At 66.5% G+C, this 11714-nt stretch carries 10 protein-coding genes; 5 read left to right on the plus strand and 5 right to left on the minus strand.

Annotated elements, in window-relative coordinates; all coding sequences use genetic code 11:
• Positions 1 to 493 precede the first annotated feature (493 nt).
• Genes U873_RS0110515 through dctM form a run of 3 tightly spaced genes read left to right on the plus strand, consistent with a single transcriptional unit; the run spans position 494 to position 3465 of the window.
• Positions 494 to 1495 carry a TRAP transporter substrate-binding protein gene (locus U873_RS0110515; RefSeq protein ID WP_025128216.1) on the plus strand — a complete coding sequence of 334 codons (1002 nt, stop codon included), beginning with the start codon at positions 494 to 496 and terminating at the stop codon, positions 1493 to 1495.
• A gap of 57 nt (positions 1496 to 1552) precedes the next feature.
• Positions 1553 to 2185, plus strand: a complete 633-nt coding sequence (locus U873_RS0110520) for a TRAP transporter small permease (RefSeq protein ID WP_025128217.1) — start codon at positions 1553 to 1555, stop codon at positions 2183 to 2185.
• Positions 2185 to 3465 (plus strand): C4-dicarboxylate TRAP transporter large permease protein DctM, encoded by a 1281-nt coding sequence (gene dctM, locus U873_RS0110525; RefSeq protein ID WP_025128218.1) that lies wholly within the window; start codon positions 2185 to 2187, stop codon positions 3463 to 3465. Before U873_RS0110520 ends, dctM begins: the two co-directional genes overlap by 1 nt.
• A gap of 410 nt (positions 3466 to 3875) precedes the next feature.
• On the opposite strand, the gene U873_RS0110530 is transcribed toward dctM, so the two are convergent.
• The 5 genes from U873_RS0110530 to U873_RS0110550 all read right to left on the minus strand — a co-directional run bounded on the left by U873_RS0110530 (position 3876) and on the right by U873_RS0110550 (position 9950).
• Entirely contained in the window at positions 3876 to 4487 is a 612-nt protein-coding gene (locus U873_RS0110530) for a DNA-3-methyladenine glycosylase (RefSeq protein ID WP_025128219.1), read from the minus strand.
• A 117-nt stretch (positions 4488 to 4604) separates the two neighbouring features.
• Complete coding sequence (locus U873_RS0110535; RefSeq protein ID WP_025128220.1) at positions 4605 to 5507, minus strand: alpha/beta hydrolase; 903 nt, start codon at positions 5505 to 5507, stop codon at positions 4605 to 4607.
• Between the two features lie 31 nt (positions 5508 to 5538).
• Positions 5539 to 7773 carry a TonB-dependent siderophore receptor gene (locus U873_RS0110540; RefSeq protein WP_371261300.1) on the minus strand — a complete coding sequence of 745 codons (2235 nt, stop codon included), beginning with the start codon at positions 7771 to 7773 and terminating at the stop codon, positions 5539 to 5541.
• Positions 7774 to 7920: 147 nt separating this feature from the next.
• Entirely contained in the window at positions 7921 to 9258 is a 1338-nt protein-coding gene (locus tag U873_RS0110545; protein ID WP_025128222.1) for a sensor histidine kinase, read from the minus strand.
• Positions 9258 to 9950: a response regulator transcription factor gene (locus U873_RS0110550; RefSeq protein ID WP_025128223.1), complete on the minus strand. Its 693-nt coding sequence runs from the start codon at positions 9948 to 9950 to the stop codon at positions 9258 to 9260. Before U873_RS0110550 ends, U873_RS0110545 begins: the two co-directional genes overlap by 1 nt.
• Positions 9951 to 10135: 185 nt before the next feature.
• On the opposite strand from U873_RS0110550, the gene U873_RS0110555 reads away from it, so the two are divergent.
• Both U873_RS0110555 and U873_RS0110560 read left to right on the plus strand, forming a co-directional pair.
• The gene (locus U873_RS0110555; protein ID WP_025128224.1) at positions 10136 to 10828 is read left to right on the plus strand and encodes a transcriptional regulator; all 693 of its coding nucleotides are present in this window, start codon (positions 10136 to 10138) and stop codon (positions 10826 to 10828) included.
• Between the two features lie 5 nt (positions 10829 to 10833).
• Entirely contained in the window at positions 10834 to 11619 is a 786-nt protein-coding gene (locus U873_RS0110560) for a PhzF family phenazine biosynthesis protein (RefSeq protein ID WP_025128225.1), read from the plus strand.
• The last annotated feature ends 95 nt before the right edge of the window (positions 11620 to 11714 follow it).

Raw genomic sequence — 11714 nt, forward strand, 5'->3', positions numbered from 1 at the left:
CGCCGGCAAGCCGGCTCCTACGGGGCGGGGGTTGGCGCCGATTTCCCAGGCACCGCCCTTGTAGGAGCTGGCTTGCCAGCGAAGGCGTCGGCGGGGGCGGTGCCAGGCTTGAGGGCCCCTTCGCCGGCAAGCCGGCTCCTACGGGGCGGGGATTGGCGCCGATTTCACAGGCACCGCCCTTGTAGGAGCTGGCTTGCCAGCGAAGGCGTCGGCGGCTGCGGCGCCAGGCTTGAGGGCGCTTTCGCCGGCAAGCCGGCTCCTACGGGGCGGGGGTTGACGCCGATTTCCCAGGCACCGCCCTTGTAGGAGCTGGCTTGCCAGCGAAGGCGTCGGCGGGTGCAGCGCCAGGCTTGAGGGCCCCTTCGCCGGCAAGCCGGCTCCTACACAGGGGGTGTTCGGCTGGGGTGAACGCGGGTATCAAAAATTCGAAATTCTCTATACGCAGCGCCTTGGGCACTCTTGCCTCTATCACAACAATAAAAAGGTGATGTCCATGTTCAAGCTTTCAAGGGCGCTGTGCTGTGCCGCTGCATTGTTCACCGCCGGCCTGGCCCAGGCCGCCGAATCCACCGGCAACCCTATCGTCATCAAGTTCGCCCACGTGGTGGCCGAGAACACCCCCAAGGGCCAGGGCGCGCTGCTGTTCAAGAAACTCGCCGAGGAACGCCTGCCGGGGCGGGTCAAGGTCGAGGTCTACCCCAACTCGTCGCTGTTCGGCGATGGCAAGGAGATGGAAGCGCTGCTGCTGGGGGATGTGCAGATGCTGGCGCCGTCCCTGGCCAAGTTCGAGCAGTACACCAAGCAGATCCAGATCTACGATCTGCCATTCCTGTTCGACGACCTGGCGGCGGTGGACCGCTTCCAGGCCGCCGAAGGCAAGCAGTTGCTGACGGCCATGCAGGGCAAGGGCATTCTCGGCCTGGCCTACTGGCACAACGGCCTGAAGCAACTCTCGGCCAACAAGCCCCTGCATGAACCCAAGGACGCCCGCGGCCTGAAGTTCCGCGTGCAGGCCTCCAGCGTGCTCGAAGAACAGTTCAAGGCCCTGCGCGCCAACCCGCGCAAGATGAGTTTCGCCGAGGTTTACCAGGGCCTGCAGACCGGCACCGTCAACGGCACCGAGAACACCTGGTCGAACTATGAAAGCCAGAAGGTCAACGAGGTGCAGAAGTACTTCACCGAGTCCAACCACGGCCTGATCGACTACATGGTGATCACCAACGCCACCTTCTGGAACGGCCTGCCGGCAGACGTGCGCGGCGAGCTGGAAAGCATCATGGCCGAGGTCTCGGTGGAGGTGAACAAACAGGCCGAAGCCCTGAACCAGAGCGCCAAGCAGAAGATCGTCGAGGCCAGGACCAGCGAAATCATCGAACTGACTTCCGAGCAGCGCCAGGCCTGGCGCGACACCGTGCGCCCGGTGTGGAGCAAGTTCGAGGACGAGATCGGCGCCGACCTGATCAAGGCCGCCGACGCCGCCAACCAGCGCCCCTGATCATCCCTCCCGGCCGTCCGCAGCGGACGGCCACTGCTCGTTTCGCGAGGTATCTCTATGCAGTCCCTGAGACGTATCTGGGAGCACCTGGAGGAGGGCCTGATTGCCCTGCTGCTGGCGACCATGACCCTGGTGACCTTCGTCTACGTGATGCTCAACAACATCTACACCCTGTTCTTCGCCCTGGCTGACAAATGGGCCGCCAGCAGCGCCTTCTTCAACGTTCTGGGCGACACCACCATGGGCCTGGCCCAGGACATGACCTGGAGCGTGGCCCTGACCAAGGCGATGTTCGGCTGGCTGATCTTCTTCGGCATCTCCTATGGCGTGCGCACCGCCGGGCACCTGGGAGTGGACGCCCTGGTGCGCCTGACCCCGCGCCCGGTGCAACGCTACCTGGCGCTGCTGGCCTGCCTGTGCTGCCTGGTGTACGCCGGGCTGTTCATGGTCGCCAGCTACAAGTGGCTGAGCGCGATCATGGCCGCCCATATCGGCGCCGAAGACCTGGACCGCTTCGGCATCCGGATCAGCCACATCGTGGTGATCGTGCCCATCGGCTTTGCCCTGGTGCTGATCCGCTACCTGGAAATCTTCTATCGGATCCTCACCCGGCGCCAGGTCGGCCTGGGCTTGGCGGATGAAGCAGGGGAGGCCAGCAAGCTGGCCGGCAACCACGGGGAGCGTGACTGATGGCCGTGCTCTGTCTGTTCCTGTTCCTGCTGGTGTTCATGTTCCTCGGCGTGCCGATCGCCATTGCCCTGGGCCTTTCAGGGGCGATGTCGATCCTGATGTTCAGCCAGGATTCCCTGAGCTCCCTGGCGATCAAGCTGTTCGAGACTTCCGACGCCTACACCTTCCTGGCGATTCCGTTCTTCCTCCTGTCCGGGGCCTTCATGACCACCGGCGGCGTGGCCCAGCGCCTGATCGACTTCGCCAATGCCTGCGTCGGGCATATCCGTGGCGGCCTGGCGATTGCCGCGGTGCTGGCCTGCATGCTGTTCGCTGCCTTGTCCGGCTCCTCGCCGGCCACCGTGGCGGCGGTGGGTTCGATCGCCGTGGCGGGCATGGTGCGCTCCGGTTATCCGAAGGAGTTCGGCGCCGGGATCATCTGCAACGCCGGGACCCTGGGCATCCTGATTCCGCCGTCGATCGTCATGGTGGTGTACTCGGCCGCCACCGAGACCTCGGTGGGCAAGCTGTTCATGGCCGGGGTGATCCCCGGGCTGTTGCTGGGCCTATTGCTGATGATCGCCATCTACATCGTGGCCCGGGTGAAGAAACTGCCGGCGCAACCGCGGGCCACCTTCCGCGAATGGTTGAGCAGTGCGCGCCGGGCTTTCTGGGGCCTGCTGTTGCTGGTGATCATCCTTGGCGGTATCTACAGCGGCATGTTCACCCCCACCGAAGCGGCGGCGGTGGCGGCGGTGTACTCGGCCTTTGTCGCGCTGTTCGTGTACCGCGACATGAAGCTGCGGGACTGCCCCAAGGTGTTGCTGGAGTCGGGCCGGTTGTCGATCATGCTGATGTTCATCATCGCCAACGCCATGCTCTTCGCCCACGTGCTGACCACCGAGCAGATCCCCCAGGAAATCACCGCCTGGGTGATCTCCGAAGGCCTGACGCCGATCGGTTTCCTGCTGATGGTCAACGTGGTGCTGCTGGTGGCGGGCAGCTTCATGGAGCCTTCGGCGATCGTGCTGATCCTGGCGCCGATCTTCTTCCCGATTGCCATGAAGCTGGGGATCGACCCGATTCATCTGGGGATCGTCATGGTGGTCAACATGGAGATTGGCCTGGTGCATCCGCCGGTGGGCCTGAACCTGTTCGTGACCTCGGCGGTGACCGGCCTGACCCTGGGCCAGACCATCCGCGCGGCCATGCCGTGGCTGATGATTTTGCTGCTGTTCCTGATCCTGGTGACCTACGTGCCGCTGATCTCCCTGGCCCTGCCCAACTGGCTGGGCATGTAGGAGCCGGCTTGCCGGCGAACCGCGCAGCGCCCAGGCGGCGCCGGTTCAGCGGTTGGATATTGGGTCGCGCCTGCGGACGCTTTCGCTGGCAAGCCAGCTCCTACAGAAGGGCATATCCCCGTAGGAGCCGGCTTGCCGGCGAACCGCGCAGCGGCCAGGCGGTGCCGGTTCAGGGGTTGGATATTGGGGCGCGCCTGCGGACGCTTTCGCTGGCAAGCCAGCTCCTACAGAAGGACATACCCTCGTAGGAGCCGGCTTGCCGGCGAACCGCGCAGCGGCCAGGCGGTGTCGGTTCAGCGGTTGGATATTGGGGAGCGCTTGCGGGCGCTTTCGCTGGCAAGCCAGCTCCTACAGTGGGATCGCGTTGTGGCCTGCCGGGTTCGGTTCAACGACCAATGCCCAGGAGCGGGTCAGGCCGACGGCACGCGCCACAGGTACCAGGCCGCGGTGGTGCGCCAGGGGCTCCAGGCCTGGCCGATCTGGCGCAGCTGCCGGGGGCCGGGCTGTTGCTCAAGGCCTTTCAGGCGGCGGTAGCCTTCGCGTACGCCAAAATCATCCACCGGCAATATGTCCGCGCGCTCAAGGCTGTAGATCAGCAGCATCTCCACAGTCCAGCGGCCAATGCCAGGCAACTGGGTCAGGCGTTCTATCAACTGTTCATCGTCCAGGCCGCGGGCGCTGGCGGCATCGGGCACGCGGCCGTCCAGGGTGGCGTGGGCGATGCCCTGCAGGGTCGCCACCTTGCGCGCGGAGAAACCGCAGCCGCGCAGGCTCTCCAGGCTGGCATCGGCCAGTTGCCGGGGTGTGGGGAAGTCCTGCCCGGGAAACAAGGCGCGCAGGCGGCCGAGTATCGCGTCGCCGGCGCGGGCATGCAGTTGCTGGTAGGCCACCGCGCGCACCAGCGCCTGATAAGGCTCGCGCTCCGGGCGGGGCTGGTGCAGGCAGGGGCCGACGGCGGCGATCAGCGCGGCCCAGTCGGCATCCAGGGCGGCAAGAAAACGAGTGGCGGGGCAGGTGGGCATCGGCGATCCGGAACAAGTGGCGGGGCGAGCGGCAGATTAGCCCGCCGCCCCAAGGCTTGCACTCCGTCTCTTGCGTTGGAATTCGTGGCCCGGGCCTTGCCCCCGGGCGCCGGGTTTTCAGTCCTTGGCCGCCGGCAGGTACAGCCGCTGCAGCACGTAGTGCAGGGAAGCGGCCAGGGTTTCGCCATGGCTGAGTTTTTCGAAGCTGTGGTAGTCCAGGGCCAGCCCCGGCACCTGGGCCAGTTGCCCCTGCAACTGCCTCGCGCGCTGGTCGGCCTCGGGCCCCGGCGGCTGGCGTGGGTTGCCAGGTTCGGCGCCGCCACGCATCAGCAGCAATTGCGCACGATGGCCCTGCAGGCGCTCGGCCAGGCCCTGGGCCTGGCCGAGGATCAAGCCGTCGCCCCACCACAGCGAGGGGCTCGCCGCGGCGTAATGACGAAACTCCCCGGGGTGCTTGAACAGTGCCTGCAGCACCAGCAGGCCGCCATAGGAGTGCCCCCACAGTGTCTGTTGCCCGGCGTCGATCGGCACCTGCGCCGCCACTGCCGGGCGCATGCGTTCGCGCAGCAGTTGCAGGAAGGTTTCGCCGCCGCCGCTGGGTTGCCCGGTCAACGGGTCTTTCTGCTCCGCGATGCCCGGTTGCTGCGGGGTGTAGTCATAGGTCCGGGCGTTGCGTTCGATGCGCAGCGGGGTCTGGTAACCCACGGCCACCAGCAGCGGCGCCTGGCCCGGGTCCAGGCGCTTGAGCTGCTCGGGGTCGAGGGCGCCGATGGCGGCGTTGCCATCGAGCATCCACAGCACCGGGTAGCCCTGGGGCGGCGGCGCCTGCAGCGGCTTGCCGATCCACAGTTGGTAGTGCCGCTGGCCGTCGGCGGAGTCCAGTTGCAGGCTAGTGAAGCGGTAGGGCAGGTCCTGGGGTTGCAGCAGGCTGCGGTCCATGGGCTGGTCCGGGGCGGGGGCGGCCAGGGCCGCTCCCGCCAGGCCCCAGGCCAGGGCCAGGGGCAGGAAAAAAGTTCTCATCAGGCGTTCTCGGCGGGTTCTTGGTGATGGCTCAGAACGATGCAGTCAGGCTGGTGTACAGGGTGCGCCCGGGTTCGTTGTAGGTGGCGGCGCCGGCGCCGGCGATATTGTTCACGCCCTGGGCATTGCCTTCACGGAACAGGCGCTTGTCGAACAGGTTGTCGACCCCGGCGGTCAGGCTCAGGTTGCGGGTCAGGGCGTAGGTGCCGCTGACCCCGGCAATGGCGTAGGGCGCCAGTTGCTGGGTGGCGCTGCCGGTGACGCGGTCGCCGTGGTAGTCGTACTTCTTCGGCGTCTGTTTGCCGTACCAGGCCACGGTGGCCTGCAGCGACAGGTCCTGGGTCGCCTGCCAGTCGAGCATCGAGTTGAGGGTGTAGCGCGGGGTCACCGAGAGGTAGTCGCCGGTTTCCTTGTTCTTCGATTGCAGCATATAGGTGAAGTTGTTGTTCCAGGTCAGTTGGCTGGCCAGAGGAATGGTCAGGGTGCCTTCCAGGCCTTCCACCAGGGCCTTGGGTACGTTCTCCCACTGGTAGATCGCCGAGTTGCGGTAAGCACCGCTGCCGCCGCTGGCACGGCTCACCGGCGCCAGGCCGGATTCCACCTTGTTCTTGTAGTCGTTGCGGAAGTAGGTCAGGCCGGCGACCCAGCCGTCGGCCTTGTATTCCAGGCCCAGTTCCTTGTTGACGCTGGTTTCCGCCTTGAGCTTGTCGTTGCCCTGCAGGTAGCAGCTGGTGCTCTGGCCGTAGCAGCCCTGGCCGCGGCTGTAGAGCAGGTAGTCGGAGTTGAGCTGGTACAGGTTCGGCGCCTTGTAGGCGCGGGCGATGCCGGCCTTGAGGGTCAGGCTGTCGCTGAGGGCGTGGGACAGGTTGAGGGATGGGCTCCAGTTGTCACCGACGATGCTGTGGTGGTCCAGGCGCAGGCCCGGGGTGAGCATGGTGCCCGGTTGCAGTTCGATGTTGTCTTCGGCGAACAGCGAGAAGATCTGCGCGCTGGACTGGGTGTCGCGGTTGCTGGAGGTCAGGCCGTTGACCGCGCCGCCTTCGCTGGTGCTCTGGGTGTTGGCGCTGGGGTCGTCGAGTTTTTGCTGGGACCATTCGCTGCCCAGGGTCAGGGTCTGCTCGAAACCGGCATGCAGCGGCAGGTTGAGCTCGCCATGGGCGGTCAGGTCGCGCAGCACTGCGGTGTAGAACTCGCTGTTGCTGAAGATGCCTTCGGTGCCGCCGGCCAGGCCTTCGTTGATCCGGGTGTTGCGGGTCTTTTCGTATTGCAGGTAGGCCATGGAACTGCCGAAGTCCCACTCGCCGCGGTGGGTCAGCGAATAGGTCTCGCGGTAGCTGCGGTTGGTCTCGTGGCCCAGCAGGCCCTGCACATTCTTGTTGCTGTTGGTGTTCTGGGTATCGCCGGTGTAGATGTTGCCCTGGCGGCTGAAGCCGGCTTCGAAGTCCAGGGTCTGGTCCGGGGTCAGGTGCCAGCTCAACAGGCCGTTGAGGTCCTTGTTGCGCACGCCTTCACGGCCGGCGGGCAGGGTGCCGACCTGGTTACCGGTGCGCAGGGATTCATGGCCGGCGTTGATGTCGGCGTCGTCGGAATCGGTCTTGGCCACGTTGCCGTAGACCCGGTAGCTCAAGGTGTCGGTCAGCGGGCCGTTGAGGCCGAAGCTCATGCGTTGGGTGGCGCCTTCGTCCTTGTGGGTCGGGAACGAGCTGTAGATGGTCGCGTTGCCGTGGGTCTGAGTGCCGGCCTGCTTGGTGACGATATTGATCACCCCGCCGGCGGCGCCGTTGCCGTAGCGGGCCGCCGCCGGGCCGCGGATCACTTCGATGCGTTCCACCTGGTCGGCCGGCACCCAGTTGGTGTCGCCGCGGCTATCGCGTTCGCCGCGCCAGCCGTAGCGCACCGAGTTGCGGCTGCCTACCGGCTTGCCGTCCACCAGGATCAGGGTGTTTTCCGGGCCCATGCCGCGGATGTCGATCTGCCGGTTGTTGCCGCGCTGGCCGCTGGTGGAGTTACCGGTGAGGTTGACCCCGGGCATGGTGCGGATGATCTGCGACAGGTCATTGGCCGGTGGGCGCTTCTGGATGTCCTCGGCGGTGATCACCGAGACCCCCGGCGCCTGCTTGGTTTCTTCCTTGGCGGTGGCGATCACCGACTGCGGTTCCAGCTCCAGGGCCGGCTGGGCCGTGCCGTCGTTGGCAGCCTGCACGGCCTGGCTGAGCAGGCAGCAGCCGGACAGCAGGAAAGGGGCGAAAGGACGCATCGAGCGCATGGACATCGGTGATCTCCGGACAGAAGCAGAAACAGGAAGATCACGAATGATAATGACTGCTATTTGCGAGTAAAGCGCATTAACTTTCTAAACACTTCCAGGCCTGGACCAGGCCTGTTTTGCGCGCAGGCGCGGTTGTTGCCGGGCCTAGGCGGCGGGCAGCAGCAGGTGCATGCACAGCCCGGGCTGGCCATTGCTGGCCCAGATCCGCCCCTGGTGCAGCTCGACGGCGCGCCGGGCGATGGCCAGGCCCAGGCCGAAACCGTCGCCCTGGGCCGAGTCCAGGCGTTGGTAGGGCTGGAAGATGCGTTGCAGGTCCTGCTCGGCGACGCCAGGGCCCTGGTCTTCCAGGCACAGGTGCCAGTACGCGCCTTCGCGCCAGCCGCGCAAACTCACCCGGCCGTCGGCGGGGGAGTAGCGGATGGCATTGCGCAGCAGGTTCTCCAGGGCCTGGGCGACGCTGTCCAGGTGCACCTGGACCCGGCAATCGGCGTTCAGCAGGCAGGGCAGGCGCTCGGTGTCCCAGGCGCTTTCGAAGCAGGCGTCCTCGCGCAGGGCTTCCCAGATCGACAGCACCTGCACCGCTTCGGTAGGCAGTTGCGGGCGCTCGGTATCGAGCCAGGCCAGGTCCAGGGTGTCTTCCAGCAGGCGCTGCATGTCGGCGATTTCCCGGTCCAGGCGCTGACGCAACTGCTCCTCTGGCAGTGCACTGTCATGGGCGATGCGCAACCGCGCCAGGGGCGTGCGCAGTTCATGGGACAGGGTGCGCAGCAACAGGCGCTGCTGGGCCAGGCTCTGGCGCAGGCGCTCGGCCATGTGCTCGAAAGCCAGGGCCAACTCGCCCAACTCGTCGCTGCGATTGACCAGGGGAGTGGCCAACCCCTGGCTCTCCAGGTCGTCGGCGCGCAGGGCATCGGCGCGGTCGCGCAGGCGGTTCAAGGGCACCACGAGATGGCGATAGATCAACAGGCCGAGCAGGGCGGCCAGTAGGGTCGGCACCACGCCGTGGCTGAGCACGTGGGTCCAGGGCGTGAGGCCGCTGGGCAGCAGGCGCTCGGGCAGTTGCAGCACCAGCCGGCCTTGCTCCGGGTGCTCGGGGAATTCGATGCTGACGTAGGGCAGCTGGTCTTGCAGGCGCCGGCTCATGGGCCAGTCGAGCTTGCGCATGAAGGTCAGGCGGCTGGCTTCTTCAGCGGTCAGCGCGGTGCTGCCCAGGCGTTGCAGGCGCTCGCCCAGCACCGCGACCCAGGTGTCTTCCTCGGCCGCCAGGCGTTGTTCGAAAGCGTCCACCGCCGCCGCGCCGCCCTGGTGCCAGGCCGCCTCGGCCTGCTGGGCGTAGCTGGCCAGGTACTGGCGGTCGGCGGGGGCGAGGAAATAGGTGCTGCGCTCGGCGGACAGGCCCCAGGTCCAGATGATCCAGGTCAGCAGCAGGCAGAAGCCGATCTGCAGCAGGGCCAGTTTCCACAACAGGGGATGGCGGCGCATCAGGGGCGTTCCGCTTCCACCAGGATGTAGCCGGCGCCGCGCACCGCCTGGATCTGCAGATGTTGCACGCCCAGTTCGACGAGCTTGCGCCGCAGGTTGCACACGTGCACGTCCAGGCCGCGATCCAGGCGGGTGTAGATGCGGTGCAGCACCTGCTGGTAGAGGAAGGGTTTGCTCAGGGTTTCCCCGGGATGCTCGCGCAGGGTCACCAGCAGCCGGTATTCGGAACCGGTGAGGCCCGCGGCGCGGCCCTGGTGCAGCACGTCCTGGGCCTGGTCGTCGAAGTCGAGGTCCGGGTCCTGGCGCGTGGCCTGCTGCTGTTGCACCCGGGCCATGCGCCGCAGCAGGGCGTCGGCGCGGGCATCCAGTTCGGCCAGGCTGAAGGGCTTGGGCAGGTAATCGTCGGCGCCCCGGGTGAAGCCGGTGATGCGGTCCTGCTCGGCGCCCAGGGCCGACATCAGCATCACCGGCGTGCCCTGTTCGTGGCGCAGGGTGTCCAGCAGTTCCAGGCCGTCCATGCCCGGCAGCATGATGTCCAGCAGCACCAGGTCGAAGTGTCCGGCCCGCACCGCGGCCAGCCCCTGGCGGCCGTCGGCGCAGGGGGTGACGGTAAAGCCGCGCTGGCGGAAATGCAGGTCCAGGTCGTCGCGCAGTCGGGCGTCGTCTTCGACAAGAAGCAGGGAGGGAGTCATGGAGGAGGGCACGTGAAGGAAAGGGGTTTAAATGAGAACGTTTAACATTCGCGAATATTGCAGCAATGGCCCTGGCTATGCAATTGCCATGTTGGCTGGAGGTGACCGGAATCAATTAAACAAAAAGTTGTTAATTCAACAAAACGTTGATAATTTTTGCTGCCGTTTTACTCACCGAGAGCACCATGACCCCCACTGCCGACCCCGTCCTTGCCGAGCGCCAACTGGTCCTGCAGGTGCTGCACGGTACCCTGAAGATGCTGGCGGGTGTGGTCGGCCCCCATGTGGAAATCGTCCTGCATGACCTCGACCAGCCCGAGCGTTCGATCGTCGCCATTGCCAACGGCCATGTCACCGGGCGTCGAGTGGGTGGCCCGGTGCTGGGCGGCCCCCGGCATGACCTGGGGTTCGCCGCGGTGTTGCGGGCCCTGGAGGACCGCTCCGGGAGCACGCCCCTGGTGCTGGAAAACTACCCGACCCAGGCCCCCGACGGCCGCGAGTTGCGCAGTTCCACCGTGGTCTTTCGCGACAGCGGCGGGCAACCCTTTGCCAGCCTGTGCAGCAACAGTGACCTGAGCGGCATCGCCGCGGCCCACGCCTGCCTGGGGCAGATGCTGGGGCTGGGGGCTGCGCCCGAGCCGCGAATCGCCGAGCCCCAGGACATGGAGCAGTTGCTGGCCCAGATCATCCAGGGCGCCTGCCCCGGCGGCGCACGCATGACCCGGCAGCACAAGCTCGACGCCGTGCGGCAGATGCAGGACCGCGGCGTGTTCATCGTCAAGGGCGGGATCGAGAAGGCCGCCGCGGCCCTCGGCGTGACCCGCTACACCATCTACAACTACCTGGAACAGATCCGCGCCCAAGGCGCCGAGGAATGACCGCGATGCAGCTCGATATCTTTCAAGTGGATGCCTTTACCTCCCAAGTCTTTGGCGGCAACCCGGCGGCGGTGTGCCCCCTGGACGCCTGGTTGCCGGACGAGGTCCTGCAGCGCATCGCCGAAGAGAACAACCTCTCGGAAACCGCCTATTTCGTGCCCAACGGCGAGGTGTTCGAACTGCGCTGGTTCACCCCCGCGGTGGAAGTCGACCTGTGCGGGCACGCGACCCTGGCGGCGGCCTGGGTGCTGTTCGAGCAGTTGGGCGAGCGCCGCGACGTGCTGCGCTTTGCCACCCGCAGCGGCGAGTTGCGGGTCAGCCGCGAGGGCGGCCTGCTGTCCATGGATTTTCCCGCCAAGCAGCCCGAGGCCGTGGCGATACCTCCGGCCCTGCTGCAAGCCCTGGGATTGCCGGCGGCCGAGGCCCTGTACCGCACCGACGATTACCTGCTGGTGGTGGACGACGAACGCCTGGTGGAATCGCTCAAGCCCGATTTCGCCGCCCTGGCCGCCTTCGATGTGCGTGGCATCGCGGTGACGGCGCCGTCCCGGGAGTTCGATTTCGTCTCGCGCTGGTTCGGCCCGCGGGTCGGGGTCAATGAAGACCCGGTCACCGGTTCCGCCCATACCTCCCTGGCGCCTTACTGGGCCGCGCGCCTGGGCAAGCGCCAGTTGCGGGCGCAGCAGGGTGGGGCGCGCAAGGGCCAGCTGGAATGTCAGGTGCTGGACAACGGGCGGGTGATCATCAGCGGCTACGGCGCCTTGTACCTCAAGGGCAGCATTGTCCTCTGACGCGGCAGCGACGCCGCTCTGCCCAGCAGGCCTGGCGCCTGCAGGCGGATTTGTCTCGGTGCTGCCTGCGGGAGTAGAGTCGCGGTTTTTTCGCC

Origin of the sequence: Pseudomonas sp. PH1b, from assembly GCF_000633395.1 — a bacterium.
In the GTDB taxonomy this organism is placed as follows: Bacteria; Pseudomonadota; Gammaproteobacteria; order Pseudomonadales; family Pseudomonadaceae; genus Aquipseudomonas.

What these genes read in the sequence shown, in the direction of transcription:
- U873_RS0110540 (WP_371261300.1), bottom strand. Translation starts at nt 7,773, where the DNA reads ATGCGCTCGATGCGTCCTTTCGCCCCTTTCCTGCTGTCCGGCTGCTGC.
- U873_RS0110550 (WP_025128223.1), bottom strand. Translation starts at nt 9,950, where the DNA reads ATGACTCCCTCCCTGCTTCTTGTCGAAGACGACGCCCGACTGCGCGAC.
- U873_RS0110515 (WP_025128216.1), top strand. Translation starts at nt 494, where the DNA reads ATGTTCAAGCTTTCAAGGGCGCTGTGCTGTGCCGCTGCATTGTTCACC.
- U873_RS0110535 (WP_025128220.1), bottom strand. Translation starts at nt 5,507, where the DNA reads ATGAGAACTTTTTTCCTGCCCCTGGCCCTGGCCTGGGGCCTGGCGGGA.
- dctM (WP_025128218.1), top strand. Translation starts at nt 2,185, where the DNA reads ATGGCCGTGCTCTGTCTGTTCCTGTTCCTGCTGGTGTTCATGTTCCTC.
- U873_RS0110560 (WP_025128225.1), top strand. Translation starts at nt 10,834, where the DNA reads ATGCAGCTCGATATCTTTCAAGTGGATGCCTTTACCTCCCAAGTCTTT.
- U873_RS0110545 (WP_025128222.1), bottom strand. Translation starts at nt 9,258, where the DNA reads ATGCGCCGCCATCCCCTGTTGTGGAAACTGGCCCTGCTGCAGATCGGC.
- U873_RS0110520 (WP_025128217.1), top strand. Translation starts at nt 1,553, where the DNA reads ATGCAGTCCCTGAGACGTATCTGGGAGCACCTGGAGGAGGGCCTGATT.
- U873_RS0110555 (WP_025128224.1), top strand. Translation starts at nt 10,136, where the DNA reads ATGACCCCCACTGCCGACCCCGTCCTTGCCGAGCGCCAACTGGTCCTG.
- U873_RS0110530 (WP_025128219.1), bottom strand. Translation starts at nt 4,487, where the DNA reads ATGCCCACCTGCCCCGCCACTCGTTTTCTTGCCGCCCTGGATGCCGAC.